The sequence below is a fragment of the Synechocystis sp. LKSZ1 genome (genome assembly GCF_040436315.1).
GTDB lineage: Bacteria > Cyanobacteriota > Cyanobacteriia > Cyanobacteriales > Microcystaceae > Synechocystis.
In genome coordinates, this window is the sequence record NZ_AP031572.1 from 2,479,770 (window position 1) to 2,503,145 (window position 23,376).

The following is a 23,376-nucleotide window of genomic DNA, read 5'->3' on the forward strand; positions in this document are numbered from 1 at the left end:
CCTATTATAGGCTAGAATCGGCGTCTTCCCCAGTACCCAGGTGATATTTGCTTTGCACCAACCCATTCGTAAACACAGTGGTTTCAATATGAATAAGAGCCAGGGCCTGATCCAGTGCTCCAAATAGGGGAATCCCTTTCCCCAGGAGAATTGGCATCCGAGTAATGATCAGTGTTTGAAGAAGGCCCTCGCGGAGGAAGCTCTGGATAGTCTGGCCCCCATCAATGTAGAGATGCTGACAAAACCATCCACACTGGTCGCAATATAGGCTGTTGTTTTAATCATCTTGTCTCTGGAATGTCAATTATTCTTGATACGCTTCCCATGGCCAGGATTAGAAATCGTTAAGATAGAATACTAACTACTTGCTCCCACCTTCTTCTCCTGCTGACGTTGTCTGCTATTGATGCATCTCAATCTCAGACCGTATTTCTGCCCTATTTCGCCATCATTTTATGATAGAAGCTACAGCAAGTCCCTCCGCGAGTTCCTCAGAAGAATCCCTACTATCGGGGGAAGAACGGGTCACCCAAATTCGGCATCTAATCGAAACCCTGCGTGTTGCCGATGAGGTTGCAAGTAAAGGCTATCTGATTACCAGTTCAGAATTAGCAGATTTAATGGATATTAATGCCAGTGCGGTCACGAGTCGGGGCGACCATTGGTCTTGGCGCAATTGGGTGGTTTCCCGAGTCCGGCGGGAGGGCAATCAAATCCTTTGGCAATTAGAGCGTGTTGATTAGGGCCAAGCGATGGTTGAACCCTTAATCCAACTCCAGGGGGTTTCCAAATCCTTTGGGGAGCGCCGAGTTCTAGACCAGATTGACCTGGCTATTTATCCTGGAGAGGCCCTGGTGATTATTGGCCCCTCTGGGACGGGAAAATCGACGATTCTCCGCATTATTGCTGGGCTTTTACCCCCCGATTCCGGCCAAGTATTAATCAAAAATCAAGTTCGACAGGGCCTGGTAGAAGATGGAGAAGATTTAATTCGCATTGCCTTGGTCTTTCAGCAATCGGCACTGTTTGATTCCCTCACCGTCGAAGAAAATGTGGGGTTTTTTCTCCATGAGCATTCCCAATTACCCCGAGAGACGATTCGCAGTCTAGTGGAAGAAAAATTGGCCCTAGTTGGCCTCCAGGGTATTGCTGACGATTATCCAGCCCAGCTATCGGGAGGGATGCGAAAACGGGTCAGCTTCGCCCGGGCCATCATGTCCAACCCCAGTAATCCCAAGGACAATCCAGAAATTATTCTCTACGACGAACCAACGGCGGGCCTAGATCCCATTGCGTCAACGGTGATCGAAGACCTGGTGCGCCATCTCCAGCAGGCCCCCCAGGGTTGTGGCACCTACGTCATGGTCAGTCACCAGGAAAGTACGATTCGCCGGACTGCCGACCGCGTTGTTTTTTTGTACGACGGCAAAATTCAGTGGCAGGGCCTGGCGAAGGAGATTGAAACCACAAGCCATCCCATGGTGCGTCAATTCTTTGCCGCTAGGACGGATGGGCCAATTCACGTTTTAGATTAAGGTTTAACTGCCGTCAGGGCGCGATTGAGTTTACCACTGGCGTATCCTTCCAGATCGAGGGTGACATACACAAAACCAAGATCTTGAAAGGTCTGCACCACTTCCGCTAGGGGAACATTGGCCACAAAGGCCTGAATGTCTTCTGGAGATAATTCAATACGAGCCGTGTCTTTTTCGGAACGCACCCGCAGATTTTGGTAGCCCCATTGGCGTAGGTAAATTTCGGCCCGACCAACCCGGCGGAGTTTTTCCACGGTAATTGCTTCACCGTAGGGAAAGCGGGAGCTAAGACAGGGCTGGGCCGGTTTATTCCACCAAGGCAGGCCTAACTGCTGGGACAGTTGCCGCACCTCCCATTTACTCAGGCCCACTTCGGCTAAAGGAGAACGGGCCCCCCGCTCCTGGGCCGCCTGGATACCTGGCCGATAGTCCTGGAGATCGTCTCCATTCACGCCATCCACCACGTAGGGATAACCCCGGTCCAGGGCCAGGGGTTTGAGGGTGTTGTGGAGTTCACTTTTGCAAAAATAACAGCGATTTTCGGGATTGGCGGTGTAGTTGGGATTCTCCATTTCCCGCGTTACCACCAGTTCATGGCGAATGCCGATCCACCGGGCCTGATCCTCCGCCTCCACTAATTCCTCCGGCAGAAGAGAGGGGGAAACCGCTGTGACTGCCAGGGCCTGGTCGCCCAGAACATCCTGGGCAATTTTAGCCACCAGGGCACTATCCACCCCGCCGGAGTAGGCAATCAGGGCCCGTTCCATGGTTTGGAAGATCTGCTGTAGCTGCTGTAACTTCGTTGACAACATAAGTTAGGGGGAGTCTTGCCAGAAAACCAGACGGGGGTTAAGGGATTGGATTTTGGTACCCGGGTAATAAAATTCCAGAATTTTTTCCGCCGACCAGCCCAACTGGGCTAAGCGATAGGAACCAAACTGACTCATGCCTACCCCATGGCCCAGGCCGCCGCCAACAAAGGTAAAACCCAGGAGTTGTTTTTCGTTGTTGTAGTTGGGCTCTAGGTAAAACAAGGTACTCCGGGGAGGGCCAAAGGCGCTACGGGCCTCGTTTTTAGCCAGTTCCACTGGGCCTCGATCCGTTTCTACCGTCAACAACAATACCCTGCCTGAGGGAGAACGACGGGTGACCTGCATGTTTTGAATGGTTGTGAAGTTGGCCAGGGGATGTTTGCGTTTGGCCAGATAGTCCTTGAGATCCTGGGTCAATTCCTTCAGAGAAGCCGTATAACGCCAGCGAAACACCTTCCGCCCCGTTTCATTAAAACCCTCCTGCAAACTCATAAACTTACGAAAGGCACTTTCCTGCTCTAGGCTGTTCTGGGCCAAATCCCAGACCTTCTGAGGAGAATCAATCAAGGCCTTGAGGTAGGGCCGGTCGGCCCCATTCCAGACATCACTAAATTTGGCGGTGACCCCGCCGGTGGTAGAGGAATAGAGGGCATCAACGAGTTCATTGTTGTAGGTTAAAACCTGGCCCTGGGTAGCGGCAATGGCCTTATCTGCTTCCGGGTTAGCATCCTTGAGTCCGTAGTAAACCTGGCAATGGGTGGTCGCACAGAGTTCGTAGTTATCGGCGGCAAAACGGCGTAGATTACGGAGGGCGTAAGTACGGGCAATAATGGTTTGAGCCCGGGCAGCGTTGGCTGGGGCGTTGTGGCCAATTTCGTGGGGAACAACTCCCCGCAGATAAGCCTCCAAGGGGACTTGATTGACCAAGGTATAGTTGCCGTAGGCATTAGGCTGGAGAACCAAATTCCCTGGATAGAGCTGGTTTTTTTGTTGGCCTTCGGTCACTTGAATTTGATTTTTGCTGGCGCTAACCGTCAGGCTGTTAGTGGGATATTTTTGCCCGTTCAACACTAGGATAGCTTGGGGTTTAGCGCTTACCATCCGGCTTGCAAGATAGGGAAAGTCATAACCTTGACTGCGGAGACTGGCCAGTAACCAGCGGCGGACACCGGCACTGCCGTAGGTACTGCGCTTGGCCCAAACCTGCCAGCGTTCTGGCTGGGTCACTTCCACTTCAATACCCTTAGCTCGCCATTGCTTGGCATTATCTTCAGCGGTTTCAAAGGTAGCATGGTCGCTGAGCACCAGGTATTCTTGTAAACTCGGCTGGGATAGGCCCTGGCGATTGATGGTAATTGTGGCCTGTTTCCCTTCTAGGGTTTGGGTTTGGCCTGCTAGATTGACCAGAGTAAAGGTCAAAGTATCATTACCCGTGCCGCTCAAGCTGAGTTGGTCACGGTCTTCATTGCCAAACTGTTGGACAATGCCGACTTTCAGGGTAATATCCTTGGACTGTACGGGAACGCTCGCTAGAGTTCCTAGGCTTAACAGACAGCCCAGGCTACCCAGGCAGAAAAGACGGGAGGGCAGGAACAATGATGGCCAACGCATACGCAACTTTTTAGCTTCAACCCATAAGACGGTGTACTTGAGTCCAGACGTCTTCTCCGTGGCCCTTGACCTTCACCTTGGGCCAACAGTAGATGATTTTTCCCTGGGCATCAATCAGGAAGGTAGAGCGGAGAATGCCCCAATATTCTTTGCCCATAAATTTCTTCAGGCCCCAGGCCCCATAAGCCTCGGCAATGGTGTGGTCGGGATCACTAAGGAGGGGAATGGTTAACTGATATTTCGTGATAAATTTGTCGTGGGATTGGGGCGAGTCGGGACTAACCCCTAAAATTTTAACGCCCAGGGCCGCAAAGTCTGGGGCCAGCTTGCTAAAGGTGACCGCCTCCGTTGTACAACCAGGGGTATTATCCTTGGGATAAAAATAGAGAATGAGGCCAGAACCCGCAAAATCTTGCCAACTGAGGGGTTGACCCCGATGGTCTAGACCTGAAAAGGGGGGCGCTGGGTCGCCAATCTGTAAAGGCATGGTACTCAACTGAAGTGGAACGGGATGAAGGCCAAGGGAGCCAGGATGAGGATGATCCCCAACAGTAGCCAGGGTTGATAGGAGTTTGGAAAGGCAGGCGTCGTGGAGACCGGTTGGAGTAAATTTTCGATACGAACCTGAAAACGTTGTTGGTGCTGGTAAAAGGGCACGGCCCCTGTCTCCAAGACTGGGTGAAAGGGTTGCTGTTGACTGGCCTGGGTAACGAGGAGGAGAGCTTCGGCCAGGGCCAGGGCATCGGCCTTTTCCGTTGCTTTTTGATCGGCTCTCATTTCCCGTAACAGCAGTAGTTCTTGCCAGAGGCGTTCACTATGGGGCAACCAAGCCGTCATTTGGCGGAGCCAGCCTAAGCAGAAAAAGCAAAGACCATCCCGATAGTGGTGGTGGGCGGCCTCGTGGGCCAGAACCGCCTGCAACTGTTCTGGATTCAACCGATCAATGAGGCCTTGGCTGACAATTAAGCGAGACCGCCAAAAACCGACCTGGGCGCTGTAGGGAAAGGCAGTTTCTAGAAGATGGATGGTCTGGCCCTGGAGTTCTGTGGGCTGTAGTGCCTGAATTTGTTGATCTAAACTACCGATTTCCTGCCATCGTTGACCTAGGCCCCAAACGGCCCAACCCAGAAAGGCCCAGGCCAAGAGGTAACTACCGAGACTCGCAGCCCAGCCGAGCATCTCCCCCTGATAGCCCATCCAAACAATGGCCAGGGCAGTCATTAAGAGCAATAGCGGGGGACAGACAAAGCACCATAACGCCGTTGTCCAGGTTAGAGGAGTTCGTCGCCAGACTAAACTGCCCCGTAACATGAGGGCAATAGCCATGGCCAGGAGCACCATTAAGCCATGCATTAGGCCCCCTCCCCGCGTTGACGACGTAGACTTTTGAGGCGAGCCGCAATGGCTTCTAGCTGGTCGAGACTTGCCGTATCCAGACTGTCGGCAAAGGCGGTGACAACTTCAGGATTACTCACGGCCAAAAATTGCTGGAGTTGTTCGTAGGATTGAATGGCCCGGGCCTGTTCAGCGGACACTCTAGGCACCCAGGAAAAGGCCTTACCGTCTCGTTGACAGAGCAACCAACCCTTATTTGTTAGGCGGTTCAGCACGGTGGTGACGGAAGAATAGGCCAGTTCTCGGTCTGGATTAGCCAAAATGTTTTCGTGAATATCCTTAACCGTTGCTTTGCCCAATTGCCAGAGGATTTCTAGGATCTCTTGCTCTAGGGGGCCAAGGGACATTTGTTTTGGTCGGTAGGGGGGAGACCAGGCCATAGGAGAACTGCAAAATAGGGAAATTGCCCCTATTATAGGCGAGAAAATTCCAGAAAAAATCCCTCCGAGCTAAGCGCGAAGGGACATTACATCGAGCACGGGGAGGCGTCTAGAAATTCAACTCCGCCGCTTGGACTTTTTCAATTTGTTTCTTCTTGAGCACTAGCAGGATCTGGGCCAGCATAATCACTGCCAAGAAGACCGCCAAGAACTTAATCCGTGCCGGATTTTGCAGAACCACTTCCGTATCTTTTTGGCCAAAGCCGCCGACATTGGGGTTAGTCGTCAGAAAATCACCGGCATTAACCGCTTGGCCTTCGGTGACAATCAATTCTGCGCCAGCCGGGAGCGTCACACTTTCGGTTCCGGTTTCCGTCGTCAGGGCTAATTCGTAGCCACCAGCGTCTAGGGCGGTAACTTGGCTAATCGTGCCGGCTTTAGGTGCCTTGAAGGCATTATTATTACTCAGTTCCCCGGTGGGATAAACTTGGCCGCGACCCCGGTTAGCGCCGAGGTGAACCGAATACTTACCGTAGTGGATATTTTTATCCGTTTCTGGGTTGGGGGCCAGAACGGGGAAGACAATCTCTTGGTATTGCTCGCCAGGAAGGGGGCCAACAATCACCACGTTATCCAGGCCCTCACGGTAAGACTGATAGTACAGGCTACCGACCTTCTCCTTCATTTCTTCGGGAATCCGATCCGGAGGCGCAATCTTAAAGCCGTCGGGCAACATCAAAACTGCACCGACATTCAGACCGCCCTTCGAGCCATCCCCCAAAACCTGTTGGCTACTGAGATCGTAGGGAATTTTGACCACCGCTTCAAAAACGGAGTCCGGTAGAACGGCTTGGGGAATTTCAATTTCAGCGGGCTTCTGGGCCAAGTGACAGTTGGCACAAACAATGCGTCCCGTGGCCTCCCGAGGCGTTTGGGGGGCCGTTTGCTGAGCCCAGAAGGGATAGGCTTGGGCAACTTGGGGCGTTACCAGATCGCCAAAGGCCAAAAAAGTGACGGTGGCAACGGCCAGAATCAGAGCGCGACGGAGGGCCGTTTGTCCGTTGGCCCACAGTCCCAAAACATCAGAAGTTCTCATCTCTAGGTCAAATAATTAGGGTTAGCAGTGGTTGTCGAGCAAGGGGTCACAAAGACGAGACCATCATCTCCGTAGACTAGGCCCACCAGGGGTCTTCATTGGTACGAAAATCTGTTTCTGTCCAGGGGCTAAAGACGAGCTTGTCGTTATCCGTTACCGTGGCATGGGCCAGGGCCAAGGACAGGGGCGCGGGCCCACGGACGACCTTTCCTTCAGCGTTGTATTGAGAACCATGGCAGGGACACATAAACTTATTTTCGCTAGCATTCCAGGGCACAACACAGCCTAAATGGGTACAGACCGCGTTAATGCCATAGTTAGCGATAGTTTTATCTCCCTGGACAACCATGTAGGTGGGATCTCCCTTGAGTCCCTGGGCCAACGTTCTATCCCCAGCATTATGGGAAGCCAAAAATTCACTGACAATGACATCATTACCCAGGGCATCCTTGGCCGTGACACCGCCCCCTGCACTGCCGCTAGAAGGGGGAATGAAATATTTCACCACGGGGTAGAGTGCCCCCGCAGCAACTCCTGTAATCGTCCCAAAGGTCAATAGGTTCATGAACTGACGACGCCCCAAATCGGGAACATCGGACGCACCTGAAAGCTGAGCCATAATGAATCGTCTAAATTGTATATTTTTGTTAAGAAGATCTAAGATTTCTCCTAGAAAAAGACCGCTTCTGACTCCGGCCTAGGGCCTGGAGGGGATGGTCTCAAAGAGCAAAAGACAACTTGCGGAAAAAGTTACAAGTTCTTACTAGGGTATCAAAAAAAGGCAGTAGAAAACGGAGAACCTCGCCCCCTGTCGGTTGCCTAGGATTGTAGAGGGGGCTACCAAAGACTCGCGAAAATTCTCGTGAGGGGTCGGCTGAAACTGTGAACCATTGTGCTAGAATCGGCTTGTACCGTTGGATACATCCAAGGCGCCAGCCCAGCCCAGGCTATTCAAACTCTAGGCCAGAAAATGTCTATCTCATTGAGGCAATTGAATAGCAAAATGTCTCCTTCGGTTGAGCTTTTAGCCGAAATTCGCATCTCCTTCCTGTGGTAGCACCTCACGTTGACACAAACATGAGTCGTGTACTGAGCTGAACCTTGTCTTTAGACCTCCTCAACATTGCTTTTTTTAGATATTGAGGGTCTTTCTCCCCTGCTAATTGTTGCCTTAGCTAAAAGATGCAGACAAGCCAATAAATGCTCTGTGTTTATGCGGAATCCACTCTGCTCGGACGGACGGATAAATGCCCCTCAACCATGGTGGGGGTTTCAACGGAGCCTGCTCGCGCCTGAGGGCAACTCAATTAAAGGGGCACTTCCCTTGGGGGTTATCCTCTACCAGTAGTCTACTGGTACTGTTAAAACAGTGAAAATGGGCCTTGACTCCCTCGGTTTTAGCCGACCAATCCCTGCTAGAAGCTGAATAGATTGGCTCAGTGCCAGGGAACGTTCTTCCCAGCATCAGGGTTTCCGGTTTTTAGCTTTTCCTAACTCCACTGCATAGCAGAGCTTCCTGTAGAACAGAATCTGCCCTAGCGACAAACCTTTGAGGAATATTCATGCCAAAACAAATCATCATTGCGGAACAACATCAGATTGCCGCGGTTTTTTGGGAAGACCAAATCCAAGAACTGGTGGTGGCCACCGGCAACCAACAGGTGGGCGATATTTACTTGGGTTTAGTGGAAAATGTCCTCCCAGGTATCGATGCCGCATTCGTCAATATTGGTGATGCTGAGCGGAATGGCTTTATCCATGTAACGGATCTGGGCCCCCTCCGCCTGAAGAAAAATTCGGGGGCGATTACAGAGCTCCTGGCCCCCCAACAAAAAGTTCTGGTTCAGGTGATGAAGGAGCCGACGGGGAACAAAGGCCCCCGACTCACCGGAAATATTAGTTTGCCGGGCCGTTACGTTGTCCTTATTCCCAATGGCAAGGGAGTTAATCTATCCCGTCGCATTGTTTCCGATACTGAGCGCAGTCGCCTACGGGCCTTGGCTATTTTGATGAAGCCGGCGGGGATGGGAATGCTAGTACGGACAGAAGCGGAGGGAAAAGCGGAAGAGGCGATTATTGAAGACCTCGAATTCCTGCAAAAACAATGGGAAACCATCCAACAACAGGCCATCAGTGCTCGCCCCCCGGCCCTGCTCAATCGAGACGATGATTTTATTCAGCGGGTGTTGCGGGATATGTACTCCGCCGATGTCAACCGCATCGTGGCGGATAGTCAGGCCGGTGTGAAACGGATTAAACAAAACTTACTGGGTTGGAGTGGGGGACGGCCTCCAGAAGGCGTATTAATTGACCAGCACCGGGAACCGCAATCCATCCTAGACTATTTTCGGATTAACGCAGCCATTCGTGAGGCCCTAAAGCCACGGGTTGACCTGCCCTCCGGCGGATACATCATCATTGAGCCGACAGAGGCCCTCACGGTTATTGATGTGAACTCTGGCTCTTTTACCCGTTCTGCAACCTCACGGGAGACGGTTCTGTGGACGAATAGCGAAGCCGCCACGGAGATTGCCCGTCAACTCCGTCTTCGTAATATCGGTGGGGTGATTATTGTCGATTTCATTGATATGGACTCCCGCCGAGACCAACTGAAATTACTGGAGCACTTTAACCGTTGCCTGCGGGCCGATAAGGCACGTCCCCAAATTGCCCAACTTTCAGAACTCGGCCTTGTCGAATTGACTCGCAAACGCCAGGGCAAAAATATCTACGAACTCTTTGGACGGCCCTGTCCGACCTGTGGTGGATTAGGCCATCTAGCCGATTTACCGGGAGAACGGGAGGCGGTGGCCCTGGAAAGCGTGACCCTCAACTTACCCAGTACTGGTCCTCGGGTGATCGAAAAACCAATTCTCGATATTGCTCCAGAGCCTAGCTTTGACAAGGGTTTCGAGTCAACGGAGAACGACGATGAGTTTGACTTGACTCACCATCCCAGCTATCAAGAGCAGGGAGGGGCCAATCGCCGCCGCCGGCGCCGTCGCGTCCCAGAATTAGGCAAAGAGGAAGCGCCGGTGAAGCCCGTTCTGTCTCTGCCGATTAAGACCAGTGAGCCGGAAAAAGAAGCAGAACCAGAAGAACGCAAGGAAAAGCGGGTTCGAGAACGCAGTCCTCGCCGGGAAGAAGCGGTTGTTGAAAGAGTCACTGTGGAGATGACGCCTCTAGAGCAGGAAATCTATGCGCTCATGGGTATTTCTCCCCTCATTCGTTTAGAGCAATCGTTTAAAGACCCAAAATCCGTGATTGTTTCCGTCCAGACGCCGGGGAGTTCAGCTACGGCCGAAACTAGTGTAGAACCAGCACCAACGACGGTGACAACCCCCAATAAAGTGATTAACTTAACCACTCTAGAGCCAAGAAGTGGGGACAGGCCCCGTTCCCTGCGCCAGGATAGCCCTCTATCAGAAACTCGCAGTATACCGAGTCCTAAGCCCAAGGTGACGTTACCAGTTCCAGAATCTAAGCCTTCTACGATTGTTTCGCCATCCTTGGACACCAGTCCTACCGCTGAGGAAACGGAGGAAAAAAGCGGTACTCGTCGTCGTCGTCGTCGCTCTTCGGCCAGTGACAGCTGATGTCTGGCTAGCCGGTGTTGATGAAGTAGGCAGGGGGGCCCTGTTTGGCCCCGTTGTGGCCGCGGCGGTATTAATGCCGGCGAGCGCGATCGAGGGACTCCGGGCGATTGGGGTGAAAGACAGTAAACAGCTCTCACCCCGGCGACGACAGCAACTGGTGACGGAGATTAAGGCCTTGGTTCCGGGATGGCATATTAGCTTTGCCAGTGTGCCTGAAATTGAACGCTTCAATATTCGCCAGGCTTCCCTCCTGGCCATGGCCCGCGCTCTCCAGGGTTTACCCCAGGCCCCTGACCACTGTTGGATCGATGGACAGGATCAAATTCCCCTATGTCCCTGGCCCCAAACCCCCCTAGTGCGGGGAGACCAGCAATCTCCTCTAATTGCGGCTGCGAGTATCTTGGCTAAAGTCTGGCGGGATGATCTGATGATTCGTGTTGACCAACGTTTTCCGGGTTATGCGCTGGCGGCCAATAAGGGTTACGGGACGATCGCCCATCGCCAAGCGATCCAAGACCAGGGCCTAACCCCTCTCCATCGCCGCCACTTTTGTCGCCGTATCCTAATAGCGGGCGCTGATGCCGCTAGAGAATGATAACTCAACACAAAAACCCCTCGAGGGAGGGGCTTGAAAGATTGAAAGCCGTCGTTCGGCAAGCTTTTAGCTATCCGCCGTGGCCAATTCTGCTTCGGTACTGCCGGGTGTCCGCCGACGGGTCAAGCTATTAAACAGCATAATACCAATAGCCTTAATTAAGTTACCTTCTAGTTCATTGAACATTTTCATGTTCATGCCAAAGGCCTTGTTAGCTTCATCCACAATGCGCTCCGCTGTCGCTTGATCCACGGGTAAGTCATTCATGGCCTGACGATATTTATTTTTAAAGGCCTTTTCGTCACTGATGTCTGCAAATTCATAGAAGGCGGTGCCGCCGTCATGGAGATTCATCGCATTTTGGGCAATTTTTTTGAGAATTTGCCCACCAGACAAATCTCCCAGGTAACGGGTGTAGGAATGGGCCACCAATAGTTCGGGAGCGGTGGCCGCGATCTCATGGATACGCTCCACGTAGGCCTTGCCTGCCGGGGAAAGTTGGACTTCTTGGCGCCAGTTGGGTCCATAGTAGAACTGTAAATCTTGCTCTAGGCTATGCTTACGATTCAGTTCAGCGAAGTAGATTTTTGAAACGATGGGGTGGTCGCGCAACTTGTCCATTTCCTCTTCCATCGCACTGTAGACAAAGTAGAGGTTGCCCACCAACTTGCGATAGGAGTTTTTTTCAACAACGCCTTTGAGAAAACACTTCACAAAACCGACGTTTTCTGCCATCGAGTGAGACTTTTTCGTCCCTTCGCGTAACAGCGTGGCTAAATTGACGCTCATGCTTAAAGTATCCTGTGTCTTGGGTGAACTGATTAGGTGGCTTATTAGTAAAGATTTTAAAAAAATTCGCCTAATTTGCTAGGTTAAACTGATTCGCTGAGAAATTTCATTAAGTTTTTTAAAGCTGGGCGGCTCTGTTACCCCGAGGGCTAATGCCAGGTTCCTCTAGTTTAGAATGCTTCCTAAGCAGACTCTGAGCTTTGACTCAAGGAAGAATATTATACTTGAGGGAAGCCCTATTTTGTCGTCGTCATTAGTCTCTAACCCCCCTGTGCCTCGACAGAAAGTGATCAAGCTTACCCTGTATTGTGAATACCCCTGTCCCTGCCGTCGCCGAGGGACACTAGTCCCCATTGTGTTAACCGAGGCCTTTGGCTGTAATCGCTGTCAACAAATTTTTCGGTTTGATGAAAGCAAGCAGGAGATTGAACTGGTTTCCTCAACCCATCCCGACAAGCGGCTATGGTACTGGACTGGAACCCATTGGCGCGTCCCCTCCTCGCCCTGGCCGAGGCCCCAAGAATTAAGCTTAATACTATTGGGTTTTTTGCTCCTGGGGAGCGGGTTATTCCTCGCCTTGCGCGCGTCCCTCACCTTGAGTGTAATCTTAGGAATAATTATTTCGGGTTCCCTCTTTTTCGGCCTGCTCTACAGCCTCTGGCTGGTCTATCGACGCTAACTTTAATTATGGCCCATTCTTCCCGGTCAAATCCCCTCGAAACGGCGCTTCAGTCTGCCCAAAAGGCCTTCCTGGCCCTTAGCCAATGTAATGGTTCAGACCGGAACAGAGGTGTCCGAGCCATGGCCAAAGGACTAGCGAGCCACTTTGATCAAATCCTAGAAGCCAACACGCTTGATCTGGAAATGAGTCGAGAGATGGCTATCTCCCCCTGCCTGCTGGATTGGCTAAAGCTCACCCCAGAACGTCTGGAAAATACGGTGGAACTGCTGGAACAGTTGGCGGAACTCCCCGATCCGATTCAGCGGGTCATGAATGCCCCCTACCAGCTCAATCCCTCCCAAACCTATTGTCAGCTAATGCCTCTGGGAGTTGTGGCTCTGATTTATGAAGCCTTTCCAGAACTCGGGGCCATTGCCGCCGGCTTTTGCCTTAAAACTGGCAATAGTTTAATTCTAAGGGGGTGTGGTACAGCTAGTCATTCTAATACGATGATGACCCAGATTCTACGGCAAAGCCTGGAGGAAGTCGGCCTACCGGCGGGTTGTATCGAATGGATTTCCAGTGATGATGTGCCGGTAATCCAAGACTTGATTATTCAGGATAAACACATTAACCTGATTATTCCCTACGGCCGCACGAGCTTAGTGGAACAGGTGGCGCAACAATCCGTTGTCCCTGTCCTCAAGGCTGCCCTGGGGAACTGTTATCTCTACTGGTCGGCTAAAAGTGACCTGGAACTTGTGCGCTGGATGATCCTGGATAGCCATGCGAGTGATCCTGACCCCGTCAATGCCATTGAAAAGGTCTTGCTCAGTCCGTCTCAGAATGGCGCTCTACTTGCCCGGCTTTTTAATAGCTTGCAGGAAAAAGGGTTTGAACTGCGGGGGGATGAGGCCCTCTGCGAAGAATTTCCCAATTACCTCACGCTGGCTAAAGATAGTGAGTGGAGCAGGGCCTATTTAGCCAAGATTATTGCCTTTCGCACCATGCCCAGTTTGACAGAGGCAATTACCTGGATTAACCAGCATAGTAGTGGCCACGCCGATTGTATTGCGACGGAATCCTATCAAGAAAGCCGACAATTTGCCATGGAGATCGATAGCGCCCTTGTCTATATCAATGCCTCCCCCCGCTTTTCCCGTAATCCTAAGCAAGGGGAATCGCTCTTTTTAGGCATTTCTAACCAAAAGGGCCATCGTCGTGGCCTGATTGGCCTGGAGACCTTTACCACCCTGAAACAGGTAGTACAAGGCAACGGCCGCAGTTAGGCCCTAGGCCACCTCATGACCAGCGGCTTCAATGGCCTGTTGAATAATAGCGGCAGACAAAAAACTATTGACTTGCACATGTTGGCTTTCCACTGTAATGACGACCTGGGCCTGGGGGTCTTGCTGGTGAATGGCCTGGGTAATGGCCGTGGCACAGGCCGAACAAGCTATCGTCGGAACGTTGAATTGATACATCGCGTTAAAAAGGGCAAAAGATCTGCCCCGTATCCTAGCAGAGACCCTGTAAATATTACAGAGTGTAACCAAGGGCTTGGGCCGGGCGATGAGTCATGGTAACTTTTGGAGGAGTTTTGTTTTGTCGATGTTAGCCCCTAGGAGGATATAGACGGTGTTAGCCGCTTCCCGCCCTGTCCAAACTGATGCCATTGGTGACTACGTTGCTGAACTCCAGCTACATATGACGCTCCAAGCCCGTAATCTCGTGCCGACCTTTGCCCACTCTGGGGACAGCCGCCAACAACTCGTTCATGAAAGCCAGGCCATGGTAGAGAAGTTGGTATCTCGTCAACCTCGCTCGTTTTAGCAGAATTTTATCGTTTTTTTTATAGATCTACTCGGTTTACGATCCAAGGGGTGTTTTCCCAGCGACGATGAAAAGGCTTGGGAAAGCATTCTTTTTTTATGGGGAGTTCTCTGGAGAACGCCGTTCCCACCACTGGCTAATTTTGACGATTAACCAGTTACCCAAGGCCCCTACGATTAAAATGGCAATGGCCGGATTAAAGAGGGGAAGCCACAATTGTTGCCAGAGGTGATATCCCAAGGAAAGGCCCGTCGATTCACCGACAACGGCAACAATAAACCAAAGAAAACCAAGAAAGACAACAAAAACATCGAGCACAAGCAGACGATTCAGCCAGGTCTGTAGAAAATCCCGCATAGGGCTTGCTGGTGAGAAGAGCAAAATTAATCTTAGCGCTGAATCGGAGTCGTGGCCACTGTCCGATACAATAAAAACCTGTGACTCGCCGCCCCTACCCGATTGAGTCTTTGGTTAGCCATTTTTATTTCGAAGCAATTATGACCCAACCCTATCGCATCACCCTCCTGCCCGGCGACGGCATTGGCCCTGAAATTATGGCGGTAGCGGTGGCGGTTCTCAAGGCCATTGCCCCCCAGTTTGATTTGGTTTTTGAGTTTCAAACGGCCCTGATCGGTGGTGCGGCCATCGAGGCCACGGGTCAACCCCTTCCCCCCGAAACCCTGAAGCTGGCCCGCCAGAGTGATGCCGTTTTATTGGCGGCCATTGGGGGTTACCAATGGGATAATTTACCCCGCCAACAACGGCCGGAAACCGGCCTCTTGGCCATCCGGGAGGGGTTAGAATTATTTGCCAATCTCCGGCCAGCGACGATTTTTCCTCAACTCATTGATGCCTCGACCCTCAAGCGAGAGGTGGTAGAAGGAGTTGATATTATGGTGGTACGAGAATTAACCGGCGGTATTTACTTTGGCCAACCCAAGGGAATCTTTACCACAGAAACGGGAGAAAAGCGGGGGGTTAATACCATGGCTTATCGCACCTCGGAAATTGACCGCATCGCCAAGGTCGCCTTTGAAACGGCCCGCAAACGTCGGGGTAAACTCTGCTCAGTCGATAAAGCCAATGTTCTGGATGTCTCCCAACTATGGCGTGACCGGGTGACAGCGATGGCCAGCCAGTACCCCGAGGTTGAACTCAGTCACCTCTATGTCGATAACGCCGCGATGCAATTGGTGCGGACCCCAAAGCAGTTCGACACGATCGTCACGGGTAACCTGTTTGGGGATATTTTGTCCGATGAAGCAGCCATGCTGACGGGGAGTATCGGAATGCTCCCCTCCGCCAGTCTTGGCGCCGGCGGCCCCGGCCTATTTGAACCCGTGCATGGCTCCGCCCCGGATATTGCAGCCCAGGACAAGGCTAATCCTTTAGCTCAAGTGTTAAGTGCGGCCATGATGCTCCGCTATGGTTTAGACCAACCCGCCGCCGCCAGCAAAATTGAACAAGCGGTTCATGGGGTTCTCGCCCAGGGCTATCGTACTGGGGATATTTTGTCGGCAGGTACCCAATTAGTGGGTTGTCAGGCCATGGGAGAGGCCCTTTTGGCCAATTTGGAATCCTAACCCAGCCTCATTTCGTCTAGGCAAATCATTGGTTATGATGTTGGACAAAACCATGTACAGGGTGAGGAGAGTTGAATCATGATTTATTTACCCGATGACACTGACCTAATGGAAACAGCGGTCGAGACGCCACGGCTGTTGGATCCTAAATTACTCCGGATGGCCCGCCGGATCTATCGTAGTTATTGTGTTCTCCATCCCAAGGCGAACAAACAACCGTTTGGTATTGCTATTCATAAGGAAACTCACCGGGGCCAATTGATGTTCAATCGTCGGCCGATTTTGTTGCCTGGGGAATATTTTGTGCCGATGCAGCAATTGGAGGCCGAGGTTCACTAGGGGGAGATCCCTCTTAACCCAATACCTGGTCTAGGGCCTAGAGGAAAATAGCCAGCTTTTCATTTTGCCTGGATTAAGCAGGCCGTAGGGGTCTACCTTCTTTTTGAAAGCCAGTTGGGCAGGATCAATCTGGCCGTTACCGCCTTCCTCAATGGTATAGACGTGGGGATTGGCAATACTGGCTCCAGCATCCCGGTGGATTTTCATAATTTCCGCCAGGCGTTTTTCTGTGGTGTAGCGAATCAACGGTAAACCAGCGGGGATAATTTGCCCATTCACTCGTAAAAATTCCAGGTGAATCATCACCTCCGTACCAAAGTAGGTATGGAGTTTTTCCACCCGAGCCAAGTTCCCGTAGAAAACCTGGAGGTAGGTCAAGCTCTCATCAACAGCCCGAGCCAGTAAGGTTGTATGATTCCAACAAAATTCCAGTAACCGATGGCTCTTTTTTGAAGATTGGAGTTGATAGTCCGTCAGCTGGCCCCCGTGGTGGTGAACTAACGCTTCGCAGGCTTCACGGTCGTAGTCGGAAACAATGACAAAAACAGCGCTGTGGTCAGGCAGGAGCCATGATTTCAGGGCTGTAAAGTATTCTGGGATAGGATGGGCATGAACCGCCACCTGTTTTTTATGTATACCGCCGCTGTTCGCTAAATCCTGGGCAAAGACCGTCGCAGCCTTAAAGGTTTCAAAACAGACAATGGCCTCCGCCCAGGGGGCCGTTGGTGCCAGGGCCACCTCCAGTTGGCTGATAATACCGTTGGTGCCATAGGCATGGAGCAAGACTCGGGCTTGCTCCCCCCGCAGGGAGAGAACCTGGGGGTCATCTTCGAGGGTGACAACCCGCGCTCCTCGGAGATTGCCGCGATCAGTGAGCATACCGTAGTTGATGGAACCCATCCCCACACTGCCCCCACCGATGAAACCTCCCAAGGTGGCCACTTGGTAAGTGGAAGGGGCCATACGGAGTTCCCAGCCCATGTCCTGAGCCTGTTTGTCTAGGGCGCTGAGTCGGACGCCCGGCTCCGCAATGACCTGGCCGGGTTGGAAGGAAAGGACACGGTTCATTTGGCTCAGGTCAAGGATGACTCCCCCCTCTAAGGGAATACATTGCCCGTAGTTCCCGGTTCCGGCCCCCCGGACGGTCAGGGGAATTTGAAAATAGACGCAAAGGCTAGCTACGGTGAGAATCTCAATTTCATTACGGGCCAGAACAATCAGATCCGCTCGTTTATCTTTGAGTTGTGCCGCCAGGATGGGGCTGAAGTAGTAGTAGTCGAGGGATAATTTTTGACAGAGGGACGGGTCATCAATAACAACCAGGCCCTGCTGACGGAATTCCTTTGCGATTGCCTGCCATTCCACAGTACTCACTCCTACGGGTACATGAATACGAAAAGTTTAAAACTGTTGGGGGAAAACGATCCTTCGGATTGCTGGAAATTTTGCAGTAGGCTTACCAAAACTCGCTAAAGTAATGGAAGTGACCCTAGGGGCTTCAAGAGTATTGTCCTAGCCCGAACCATTAAAAATCGTAACACAATCAAAGGAGAGGCTAAGTTGGTTAGCGCAACCCCTTTTAAAACAACCAAATCAGAAGAAATTTTTGCCACAGCCCAAACCCTGATGCCCGGTGGAGTCAGTTCCCCCGTTCGTGCCTTTAAGTCCGTTGGTGGCCAGCCGATTGTTTTTGACCGCGTCGAAGGGGCCTATATTTGGGATGTCGATGGGAACAAATATATTGATTACGTTGGCACTTGGGGCCCTGCGATCTGCGGCCATGCTCATCCAGAAGTGATTGCGGCCCTGCAGGCGGCCCTGAGTAAAGGAACGAGCTTTGGCGCTCCCTCGGTTCAGGAAAATATTCTGGCGGAAATGGTGATTGATGCCGTTCCCAGCATTGAAATGGTGCGCTTTGTCAATTCTGGCACCGAAGCTTGTATGTCCGTTCTGCGTCTGATGCGGGCCTTTACGGGGCGGGAAAAAATTATTAAATTTGAAGGCTGCTACCATGGCCACGCGGATATGTTCCTGGTCAAGGCCGGCTCTGGCGTGGCCACTCTAGGTTTGCCCGATTCTCCCGGTGTGCCAAAAACCACCACCAGCAGTACCCTCACGGCTCCCTACAACGATCTGGAAGCGGTGAAGGCCCTATTTGTGGAAAATCCCGATAGTATTGCAGGGGTGATTCTCGAACCCGTTGTTGGAAATGCGGGCTTTATCGTACCGGACGCGGGTTTCCTAGAAGGCCTACGGGAACTGACCCAGGAATACGGCGCTCTACTCGTCTTTGATGAGGTGATGACGGGTTTTCGGATCGCCTACGGGGGGGCCCAGGAAAAATTTGGCATCACCCCGGATTTGACCACCCTGGGTAAGGTGATTGGAGGCGGCCTGCCGGTGGGAGCCTATGGTGGCCGTAAAGACATTATGAGTCTCGTGGCTCCAGCTGGCCCGATGTACCAGGCAGGAACCTTGTCGGGTAATCCTCTGGCGATGACGGCGGGTATTAAGACCCTAGAACTGCTGCAAAAACCCGGCACCTACGAGTACCTGACCCAAGTGACCCAGAAACTCAGCCAGGGCCTTCTGCAGGCGGCGCGAGACTGTGGACACGCCGTGTGTGGCGGATCCTTGAGTGCCATGTTTGGTCTCTTTTTCACGGCTGGCCCGGTGCGAAACTACGAAGATGCCAAAAAAGCTGACCTTGCCAAATTCAGTCGTTTCCATCGCGGTATGTTAGAGCAAGGCATTTACCTGGCTCCCTCCCAATTTGAAGCCGGTTTTACCTCCCTGGCCCATACCGACGAAGATATTGAGCAGACCCTGGCAACAGCTCGCATGGTGCTGGCAACCCTATAGTCATTAGGCTTGAGGGAGAGTCTTTCGATCCAAGACGGGGGAGAGGCTCTAGCAATCATGCTCATTTCCATTGTTGTGCCGACGCTCAATCGTGCCGTGGTCTTGCAAAAATGCCTGGCCTCTCTGTTGGCCCAGGATCTCGATGCCGAGGCCTACGAAATCCTAGTGATTGATAACGGCTCTCAGGACACAACGGCCCAGGTTGTCCAGGTGGCCCAGGAGCAGGCCCCCAGCTATCGTCTTTCTTATCACTACGAACCGATGCCTGGCTTGCTATCGGGACGACACCGGGGAGCTCAGGAGGCTCATGGGGAGATCCTGGTATTTGTGGATGATGACATCGAAGCTGCCCCCCATTGGCTCTCGGCCATTGCTCAAACCTTTCAAGACCCGACGGTTCAGTTGGTCGGCGGCCGTAACCTCCCTCGCTATGAGGTAGAACCACCAGACTGGCTGCGTTGGTTTTGGCTCGATTGCCCCCAGGGCCGTTTCTGTTGTGAGTTGAGTCTGCTGGATTTCGGAGATCAGGTGCAGGACATTGATGCCAACTATATCTTCGGGTTAAATTTCTCCATCCGTCGTCAGGCCCTGTTAGATTTAGGGGGCTTTCACCCTGATTCTTTACCCAAACATCTCCAGCGTTTTCAAGGGGACGGGGAAACTGGCCTCACCCTCAAGGCCAATCAACGGGGTTATCGGGCCATTTACCAACCCCAGGCAGTGGTCTGGCACCAGGTTCCCCAGGCCCGTATGACCTATCGCTACTTCCAACAACGTTCTTTTTTCCAAGGCGTTTGTGATTCATTTACGGAAATTAGAAAGCTAGAGGGCCTACCAGAAACAGATAGGGCCCCTTCCCTCCAAGAGCGCGTACAATTCTGGATAGAAGATCTAGAACGACACTTTTTCGTTGAATCCGACCAAGAGCCTGAAGCCTCTGTCCTCAAGGCCCGTTTTCGTCAATCCTTTGCAGCAGGATTCCGTTTCCATCGTAATGCCATTCGCCGTGACCCCCAACTACTCGCCTGGGTTTTGCGACCCGATTATTGGGACTATCGCCTGCCGGGATTTTAGCGCCTTACCATGGCCCCCTTCATCCCTTCTAGCAGAACTTCGCTGAACTAATTCGTCTAGCCCTGCCGATCTAGCATTAGCAATTGTTGCATTTGGTATAGGCTAATGTCCGATCCCTAGTCAGCGATCTAAGCTTAGGTTAAGTCCGTTCAGCTTCCTAACGAAGATTTTACCCTCGATTGTTTTAGACATCTTCCAAACCCATGACCCAGTCCCCTCGCCCCTCCGTTCCTCCGTTACCGCCAATTCCTACTCCCACCGGCATGCCGCCCAGACCTCAGCCAGCGGAGGAAAGTTTAGCCGGTTCTACCCAATTTATGCCCCCATCTGCAGCGTTTTCTCCTCCATCCCAGCTTAATTCCGCGACAGTCCCCCTGTCCACCGTCAATCGTCCTAGTACTGGCCGAGCTCCCGGCCAACCCAGTCTAGCCGAGTTGGTCTTAATGGCCTTTGAAGAGGGTTATTCCGATGTCCACGTCGGTGTGGGGGAAGTGCCGCGCATGCGAGACCGGGGTGAAATGCTGACCCTCTCCTATCCTGAAACGGATCTGCCGACCTTTATGAGTTGGTTGCGGGAGATTTTGAGCGAAGATGAGATCCAACGTTTCCAACGGGAACTCGAGTTTGATGGTGCAACCCAGTACGAATTTGCCAGGGTACGGATCAATGTCTTTGATAGCTTACGGGGGCCAGCCCTAGTCTTGCGTTTGATTCCCCTCAAGATCCTGACCATGGAACAACTGCGGCTTCCCGATATTTTTCGTAAGGTGTCCGATGCCCACAAGGGCCTGATCCTGGTGACGGGGCCAACAGGTTCCGGGAAATCAACCACGATGGCGGCCATGGTGGACTACATCAACAAAGAACATGCTAAACACATCATTACCATTGAAGACCCGGTGGAATTTGTGCACCAGAGTCGGCGCTCCCTGATCAAGCAACGGGAAGTCGGGATGCATACCCATGAGTTTGACCGGGCCCTCAAGGCGGCCCTGCGGGAAGACCCGGACATCATCCTGGTGGGGGAAATGCGGGACAGAGAAACGGTTAATACGGCCCTCAAAGCGGCTCAAACCGGTCACTTGGTTATGGGAACCCTGCACACCAATAGTGCCATTAAAACCCTGGAACGGATTTTAACCCTCTATACTGCAGAAGAACAGCCGGCCATGCGGACAGCTATTGCCGAATCCTTAGTGGCCATTATTGCCCAGGGCCTGTGCCGCACGACGGATAGTAAACGTGCCGCCTACCACGACATTATGATTAATACCGAGACGGTTAAGGACTATGTTCGCCAGGGCAAATACGATGAAATTGCGGAGTTAATGCTAGATGGGGAGTATGACGGCATGATCACCTCAAACCAATCTCTCTTCAACCTCTATCAAGAAGGCCGGATTACGGAAGAAACGGCCCTGGAAATGTCGCCGACTCCCAACGAAATGGCCATGCGCCTGCGGGGTCGAGTCTAGCTTGACTCGGCTTTAGGGTGCTTTCTGCGATGAGGGCCCAAAGTAGCCCTATTTAAAATTAGCGGTGGGCCATGGCAATAAGTCGGTAAAAGTCTGAAATGGCTTCAATCACTGCTTGGGGATTACTCATGTGGGGAAAATGGCCCTTCGCTGGAATAAGACGAAGGGTACTGCCCCAGATCCGTTGATGGAGGTACTCCCCAACACTTTGAGGGACAAACAGGTCTTCCTTCGTTTGTAGGATTAAAACTGGCAGTCTGATTTGGCTAACGGCCTGTCGATAATCCGAATCCATAATCAAGCTAAAAATCAGCAAAGCAAAATCTGGGCGCAACTTTAACAAACTCCGGGAGAATTCCTCCGAGAGCAGGGGTTGAGTCGGGGCATTCATGATGGAAGGGGCGTACTTACGGGCCCAGTTGGCATAGTTGTGGGCCATTTCATTTAAGAGACTACTGATGTCACTAGTCTGAAACCCCCCTTGATAGTCTCCTGCGTTCAAATAGCAAGGCGAAGCCCCGATAAACACAAGACTGGTGAAAAACTCTGGGCGTTTAAGGGCCACTAGTGTTCCCAGCATACTACTGACAGAGTGGGCAATGAGATGAGCTTGCCGGAGTTGCAGGTAGTCACAAATTTGAATCAAATCCTCGGCGTAGTCCTGAAGAGAGGTGTGGCGTAGGGTTTCTCGTTCACTAACCTTGACGCCGCCGCAACCGGCCAGGTCAAACAAAACCAAACGATATTGCTCTTGAAAGGCCGGGGTAATAAAGCGCCAGGCCCGCTGGTCACTGCCAAAGCCATGGGCAAATAAGATAGTTTGGGGCGCCTGGAGATTGCCTGTGATCTGGAGGTTGTATTGACGAAGAATATCTAGAACCATAGGAAGAAGAGACGGAGGAAAGGAGAGGCCCGGCAATTATCCAATGACCGTGCCGGTGCGATACTTGAGAGCGTATCATCCCCGTCGTCGTTAGACTAGAATCAGATCATTAGCCAGTACCGAGAAGCAAGGCCCATGACGCTAGCCTGTGAACGAGACCTCATTTATCCTGATAGCGACGGACAACCCATGGCCGATAATACGCTGCAATTTCGCTGGATTGTGCTGATCAAGGAAAACCTGGAATGTCTTTTTAGCGATGACCCCCAGGTGTTTGTGGCGGGGGATTTGTTGTGGTATCCAGTGGAAGGTCGTCCCGATATTCGCGTAGCCCCGGATGCCATGGTTGTTTTTGGCCGCCCCAAGGGTGAGCGGGGTTCCTATCGGCAGTGGCTGGAGGGAAATCTGGCCCCCCAGGTCGTCTTTGAGATTCTGTCGCCGGGCAATACCCTCAAGGAAATGGCTAAGAAGTTGGAATTTTACGACCGATATGGCGTAGAAGAATACTATATCTATGACCCCGACCACATCGATTTAAATGGCTATCAACGGGTTGCAGGCCGGCTCCAGGTGATTGAGGAGATTAGCGATTGGATCAGTCCTCGTCTAGGGATTCGCTTGCGGTTGACGCCCGACCAGCTAGAGGTTTATTATCCCGACGGGGGACGGTTCCTGACAACGATAGAACTGTCCCGCCAGGCCCAGCAGGCCCAAGAAATAGCCCAGCAAGAACGGCAACGAGCGGAGCTAGCAGAACAGGAAAATGCTCGCCTTAGGGCCTTACTCCAGCAGGCCGGTATTCCAGATCCGTCTTCGATCTCGTCCTAAACCGTACCGATAAGCTAGGGCCATCTGCC

General features: G+C 52.2%; 26 protein-coding genes. 13 read left to right on the forward strand and 13 right to left on the reverse strand.

What is annotated here, in order from left to right:
- Positions 1–4: 4 nt before the first annotated feature.
- The gene (locus tag ABXS88_RS11300; RefSeq protein WP_353674811.1) at positions 5–226 is read right to left on the reverse strand and encodes a dihydrofolate reductase family protein; all 222 of its coding nucleotides are present in this window, start codon (positions 224–226) and stop codon (positions 5–7) included.
- A 229-nt stretch (positions 227–455) separates the two neighbouring features.
- Between ABXS88_RS11300 and ABXS88_RS11305 the strand changes: the two genes are divergently transcribed.
- Positions 456–743 (forward strand): hypothetical protein, encoded by a 288-nt coding sequence (locus ABXS88_RS11305; protein WP_353672150.1) that lies wholly within the window; start codon positions 456–458, stop codon positions 741–743.
- A gap of 9 nt (positions 744–752) precedes the next feature.
- Positions 753–1,535 (forward strand): ABC transporter ATP-binding protein, encoded by a 783-nt coding sequence (locus ABXS88_RS11310; protein WP_353672151.1) that lies wholly within the window; start codon positions 753–755, stop codon positions 1,533–1,535.
- Here the strand turns inward: ABXS88_RS11310 and larE are convergent.
- From larE to petC, 7 genes are all read right to left on the reverse strand, one after another.
- On the reverse strand, positions 1,532–2,347 hold the full coding sequence (gene larE, locus ABXS88_RS11315) for an ATP-dependent sacrificial sulfur transferase LarE (protein ID WP_353672152.1): 816 nt from the start codon (positions 2,345–2,347) through the stop codon (positions 1,532–1,534). The two genes, ABXS88_RS11310 and larE, sit on opposite strands and share 4 nt — an antisense overlap.
- Positions 2,348–2,350: 3 nt before the next feature.
- A complete protein-coding gene (locus ABXS88_RS11320; RefSeq protein WP_353672153.1) occupies positions 2,351–3,958 on the reverse strand; it encodes a SpoIID/LytB domain-containing protein in 1,608 nt (535 codons plus the stop codon).
- Positions 3,959–3,974: 16 nt separating this feature from the next.
- On the reverse strand, positions 3,975–4,445 hold the full coding sequence (bcp, locus tag ABXS88_RS11325; protein WP_353672154.1) for a thioredoxin-dependent thiol peroxidase: 471 nt from the start codon (positions 4,443–4,445) through the stop codon (positions 3,975–3,977).
- 5 nt (positions 4,446–4,450) lie between these two features.
- The gene (locus ABXS88_RS11330; protein WP_353672155.1) at positions 4,451–5,311 is read right to left on the reverse strand and encodes a M48 family metalloprotease; all 861 of its coding nucleotides are present in this window, start codon (positions 5,309–5,311) and stop codon (positions 4,451–4,453) included.
- Positions 5,311–5,733 carry a BlaI/MecI/CopY family transcriptional regulator gene (locus tag ABXS88_RS11335; RefSeq protein ID WP_353672156.1) on the reverse strand — a complete coding sequence of 141 codons (423 nt, stop codon included), beginning with the start codon at positions 5,731–5,733 and terminating at the stop codon, positions 5,311–5,313. Before ABXS88_RS11335 ends, ABXS88_RS11330 begins: the two co-directional genes overlap by 1 nt.
- A gap of 109 nt (positions 5,734–5,842) precedes the next feature.
- Complete coding sequence (gene petA / locus ABXS88_RS11340; protein WP_353672157.1) at positions 5,843–6,829, reverse strand: cytochrome f; 987 nt, start codon at positions 6,827–6,829, stop codon at positions 5,843–5,845.
- Positions 6,830–6,905: 76 nt separating this feature from the next.
- A complete protein-coding gene (petC, locus tag ABXS88_RS11345; RefSeq protein WP_353672158.1) occupies positions 6,906–7,448 on the reverse strand; it encodes a cytochrome b6-f complex iron-sulfur subunit in 543 nt (180 codons plus the stop codon).
- Between the two features lie 943 nt (positions 7,449–8,391).
- On the opposite strand from petC, the gene ABXS88_RS11350 reads away from it, so the two are divergent.
- Positions 8,392–10,425, forward strand: coding sequence for an Rne/Rng family ribonuclease (locus ABXS88_RS11350; RefSeq protein WP_353672159.1), 2,034 nt, complete (start codon positions 8,392–8,394; stop codon positions 10,423–10,425).
- Positions 10,415–11,020, forward strand: a complete 606-nt coding sequence (locus ABXS88_RS11355; RefSeq protein WP_353672160.1) for a ribonuclease HII — start codon at positions 10,415–10,417, stop codon at positions 11,018–11,020. The genes ABXS88_RS11350 and ABXS88_RS11355 overlap by 11 nt, the downstream gene beginning before the upstream one ends.
- Positions 11,021–11,086: 66 nt before the next feature.
- On the opposite strand, the gene ABXS88_RS11360 is transcribed toward ABXS88_RS11355, so the two are convergent.
- Positions 11,087–11,809, reverse strand: a complete 723-nt coding sequence (locus ABXS88_RS11360; protein WP_353672161.1) for a heme oxygenase (biliverdin-producing) — start codon at positions 11,807–11,809, stop codon at positions 11,087–11,089.
- A gap of 271 nt (positions 11,810–12,080) precedes the next feature.
- On the opposite strand from ABXS88_RS11360, the gene ABXS88_RS11365 reads away from it, so the two are divergent.
- Positions 12,081–12,488: a hypothetical protein gene (locus ABXS88_RS11365; protein ID WP_353672162.1), complete on the forward strand. Its 408-nt coding sequence runs from the start codon at positions 12,081–12,083 to the stop codon at positions 12,486–12,488.
- 8 nt (positions 12,489–12,496) lie between these two features.
- Positions 12,497–13,759 (forward strand): glutamate-5-semialdehyde dehydrogenase, encoded by a 1,263-nt coding sequence (locus tag ABXS88_RS11370; RefSeq protein WP_353672163.1) that lies wholly within the window; start codon positions 12,497–12,499, stop codon positions 13,757–13,759.
- Between the two features lie 3 nt (positions 13,760–13,762).
- On the opposite strand, the gene ABXS88_RS11375 is transcribed toward ABXS88_RS11370, so the two are convergent.
- Complete coding sequence (locus tag ABXS88_RS11375) at positions 13,763–13,954, reverse strand: heavy-metal-associated domain-containing protein (RefSeq protein ID WP_353672164.1); 192 nt, start codon at positions 13,952–13,954, stop codon at positions 13,763–13,765.
- 154 nt (positions 13,955–14,108) lie between these two features.
- Here ABXS88_RS11375 and ABXS88_RS11380 point away from each other — a divergent pair, with 154 nt between their 5' ends.
- Entirely contained in the window at positions 14,109–14,303 is a 195-nt protein-coding gene (locus ABXS88_RS11380; RefSeq protein ID WP_353672165.1) for a hypothetical protein, read from the forward strand.
- A gap of 96 nt (positions 14,304–14,399) precedes the next feature.
- On the opposite strand, the gene ABXS88_RS11385 is transcribed toward ABXS88_RS11380, so the two are convergent.
- Entirely contained in the window at positions 14,400–14,660 is a 261-nt protein-coding gene (locus tag ABXS88_RS11385; protein ID WP_353672166.1) for a hypothetical protein, read from the reverse strand.
- 140 nt (positions 14,661–14,800) lie between these two features.
- Between ABXS88_RS11385 and leuB the strand changes: the two genes are divergently transcribed.
- Both leuB and ABXS88_RS11395 read left to right on the forward strand, forming a co-directional pair.
- A complete protein-coding gene (leuB, locus tag ABXS88_RS11390; protein WP_353672167.1) occupies positions 14,801–15,886 on the forward strand; it encodes a 3-isopropylmalate dehydrogenase in 1,086 nt (361 codons plus the stop codon).
- Positions 15,887–15,964: 78 nt separating this feature from the next.
- On the forward strand, positions 15,965–16,225 hold the full coding sequence (locus tag ABXS88_RS11395; RefSeq protein WP_353672168.1) for a hypothetical protein: 261 nt from the start codon (positions 15,965–15,967) through the stop codon (positions 16,223–16,225).
- Positions 16,226–16,255: 30 nt separating this feature from the next.
- Here the strand turns inward: ABXS88_RS11395 and ABXS88_RS11400 are convergent, their stop codons facing one another.
- Positions 16,256–17,590, reverse strand: a complete 1,335-nt coding sequence (locus ABXS88_RS11400) for an FAD-binding oxidoreductase (protein ID WP_353672169.1) — start codon at positions 17,588–17,590, stop codon at positions 16,256–16,258.
- A 195-nt stretch (positions 17,591–17,785) separates the two neighbouring features.
- On the opposite strand from ABXS88_RS11400, the gene hemL reads away from it, so the two are divergent.
- The 3 genes from hemL (at position 17,786) to ABXS88_RS11415 (ending at position 21,636) form a co-directional block, all read left to right on the forward strand.
- A complete protein-coding gene (gene hemL, locus ABXS88_RS11405) occupies positions 17,786–19,087 on the forward strand; it encodes a glutamate-1-semialdehyde 2,1-aminomutase (protein ID WP_353672170.1) in 1,302 nt (433 codons plus the stop codon).
- A gap of 57 nt (positions 19,088–19,144) precedes the next feature.
- Positions 19,145–20,161 (forward strand): glycosyltransferase family 2 protein, encoded by a 1,017-nt coding sequence (locus ABXS88_RS11410; RefSeq protein ID WP_353672171.1) that lies wholly within the window; start codon positions 19,145–19,147, stop codon positions 20,159–20,161.
- A gap of 203 nt (positions 20,162–20,364) precedes the next feature.
- Positions 20,365–21,636 (forward strand): type IV pilus twitching motility protein PilT, encoded by a 1,272-nt coding sequence (locus tag ABXS88_RS11415; protein WP_353672172.1) that lies wholly within the window; start codon positions 20,365–20,367, stop codon positions 21,634–21,636.
- A gap of 58 nt (positions 21,637–21,694) precedes the next feature.
- Here ABXS88_RS11415 and ABXS88_RS11420 read toward each other — a convergent pair whose 3' ends face one another.
- Positions 21,695–22,519 (reverse strand): alpha/beta hydrolase, encoded by an 825-nt coding sequence (locus ABXS88_RS11420; RefSeq protein ID WP_353672173.1) that lies wholly within the window; start codon positions 22,517–22,519, stop codon positions 21,695–21,697.
- A 135-nt stretch (positions 22,520–22,654) separates the two neighbouring features.
- Between ABXS88_RS11420 and ABXS88_RS11425 the strand changes: the two genes are divergently transcribed.
- Positions 22,655–23,347: a Uma2 family endonuclease gene (locus ABXS88_RS11425; protein WP_353672174.1), complete on the forward strand. Its 693-nt coding sequence runs from the start codon at positions 22,655–22,657 to the stop codon at positions 23,345–23,347.
- Positions 23,348–23,376 lie beyond the last annotated feature (29 nt).

What these genes read in the sequence shown, in the direction of transcription:
- ABXS88_RS11335 (WP_353672156.1), bottom strand. Translation starts at nt 5,733, where the DNA reads ATGGCCTGGTCTCCCCCCTACCGACCAAAACAAATGTCCCTTGGCCCC.
- ABXS88_RS11310 (WP_353672151.1), top strand. Translation starts at nt 753, where the DNA reads ATGGTTGAACCCTTAATCCAACTCCAGGGGGTTTCCAAATCCTTTGGG.
- ABXS88_RS11370 (WP_353672163.1), top strand. Translation starts at nt 12,497, where the DNA reads ATGGCCCATTCTTCCCGGTCAAATCCCCTCGAAACGGCGCTTCAGTCT.
- ABXS88_RS11330 (WP_353672155.1), bottom strand. Translation starts at nt 5,311, where the DNA reads ATGCATGGCTTAATGGTGCTCCTGGCCATGGCTATTGCCCTCATGTTA.
- leuB (WP_353672167.1), top strand. Translation starts at nt 14,801, where the DNA reads ATGACCCAACCCTATCGCATCACCCTCCTGCCCGGCGACGGCATTGGC.
- petC (WP_353672158.1), bottom strand. Translation starts at nt 7,448, where the DNA reads ATGGCTCAGCTTTCAGGTGCGTCCGATGTTCCCGATTTGGGGCGTCGT.
- ABXS88_RS11305 (WP_353672150.1), top strand. Translation starts at nt 456, where the DNA reads ATGATAGAAGCTACAGCAAGTCCCTCCGCGAGTTCCTCAGAAGAATCC.
- ABXS88_RS11360 (WP_353672161.1), bottom strand. Translation starts at nt 11,809, where the DNA reads ATGAGCGTCAATTTAGCCACGCTGTTACGCGAAGGGACGAAAAAGTCT.
- ABXS88_RS11350 (WP_353672159.1), top strand. Translation starts at nt 8,392, where the DNA reads ATGCCAAAACAAATCATCATTGCGGAACAACATCAGATTGCCGCGGTT.
- ABXS88_RS11425 (WP_353672174.1), top strand. Translation starts at nt 22,655, where the DNA reads ATGACGCTAGCCTGTGAACGAGACCTCATTTATCCTGATAGCGACGGA.
- ABXS88_RS11320 (WP_353672153.1), bottom strand. Translation starts at nt 3,958, where the DNA reads ATGCGTTGGCCATCATTGTTCCTGCCCTCCCGTCTTTTCTGCCTGGGT.
- ABXS88_RS11375 (WP_353672164.1), bottom strand. Translation starts at nt 13,954, where the DNA reads ATGTATCAATTCAACGTTCCGACGATAGCTTGTTCGGCCTGTGCCACG.
- ABXS88_RS11395 (WP_353672168.1), top strand. Translation starts at nt 15,965, where the DNA reads ATGATTTATTTACCCGATGACACTGACCTAATGGAAACAGCGGTCGAG.
- ABXS88_RS11385 (WP_353672166.1), bottom strand. Translation starts at nt 14,660, where the DNA reads ATGCGGGATTTTCTACAGACCTGGCTGAATCGTCTGCTTGTGCTCGAT.
- larE (WP_353672152.1), bottom strand. Translation starts at nt 2,347, where the DNA reads ATGTTGTCAACGAAGTTACAGCAGCTACAGCAGATCTTCCAAACCATG.
- ABXS88_RS11415 (WP_353672172.1), top strand. Translation starts at nt 20,365, where the DNA reads ATGACCCAGTCCCCTCGCCCCTCCGTTCCTCCGTTACCGCCAATTCCT.
- petA (WP_353672157.1), bottom strand. Translation starts at nt 6,829, where the DNA reads ATGAGAACTTCTGATGTTTTGGGACTGTGGGCCAACGGACAAACGGCC.
- bcp (WP_353672154.1), bottom strand. Translation starts at nt 4,445, where the DNA reads ATGCCTTTACAGATTGGCGACCCAGCGCCCCCCTTTTCAGGTCTAGAC.
- ABXS88_RS11410 (WP_353672171.1), top strand. Translation starts at nt 19,145, where the DNA reads ATGCTCATTTCCATTGTTGTGCCGACGCTCAATCGTGCCGTGGTCTTG.
- ABXS88_RS11420 (WP_353672173.1), bottom strand. Translation starts at nt 22,519, where the DNA reads ATGGTTCTAGATATTCTTCGTCAATACAACCTCCAGATCACAGGCAAT.